We start from the raw sequence: 846 nt of genomic DNA, 5'->3' as shown, positions 1-846 counted from the left end.
GTTCGGTCGGTGGAGGTGGCGGGGGGGCGGGGGGTGGTGGTGCTGGTGGGGCTGGTGGTGATGGCGGCGACGGTGTGGCCGGGGCTGATGGTGTTGGTGGGGTCAACGCCGGTGCTGGTGGGGCCGGTGGCAGTGGCGGCTCGGCCGGTGATGGCGGGGCTGGCGGTAAGGGCGGCATCGGTGGTAGCGCTGCCGCCGGCGCCGCGGGTGCCAATGGTGACGGTGGAGCGGGCGGGGCTGGCGGTGACGCCGGTACCGCCGGTGACGGCGGGGATGGGGCGGTTGGCACCGCGGCCAACCCTGATGGTGGGGCCGGCGGTAATGGTGGTAACCCGGGCACCCGGGGTATCGGTGGTAGTGGTGGGGCGGCCGGTGGCAGCGGCGCCAGTGCTGGCCAGACCGGTGCTGACGGTCTCGCGGTCACCACGGGCGGCGACGGTGGCAATGGTGGGGACGGGTTTAGTCCCACCGCGGCCGGCGCGAACGGGGGCAACGGCGGGGCCGGTGGTAATGGCGGGAGTTACGGCAACGGCGGTGCGGGCGGAGCTGGCGGCACTGGCGCCGCTGGCGCTAGCGGCGCTGATGGTGTCAATCCGGGTGAGTCCGGGGGCGACGGTACCGCCGGCGGTGCCGGTGGCGCCGGTGGCAATGGTGGCCTGGGTGGTTCGGTCGCTGGAGATGGCGGGCGCGCCGGGGCTGGTGGTGCTGGTGGGGCTGGTGGTGATGGCGGCGATGGTGTGGCTGGGGCTGGTGGTGTTGGTGGGGTCAACGCCGGTGCTGGTGGGGGCGGGGGGGGGGGGGGGCTGGGCGGGGATGGGGGGGGCTGGGTCTGTTGTGAAGTTGTGG

1 protein-coding gene is annotated in these 846 nt (G+C 74.7%); it reads left to right on the top strand.

The features are described 5' to 3' along the window. Positions 1 to 846: hypothetical protein (locus tag MSIMFI_RS26595; protein WP_396820592.1), on the top strand; the 846-nt coding region annotated here is incomplete at both ends.

This window comes from Mycobacterium simulans (assembly GCF_900232995.1).
GTDB lineage: Bacteria > Actinomycetota > Actinomycetes > Mycobacteriales > Mycobacteriaceae > Mycobacterium > Mycobacterium simulans.
Note: the sequence above shows the minus strand (reverse complement) of the source record. Positions and strands in the feature narration are given on the sequence as shown.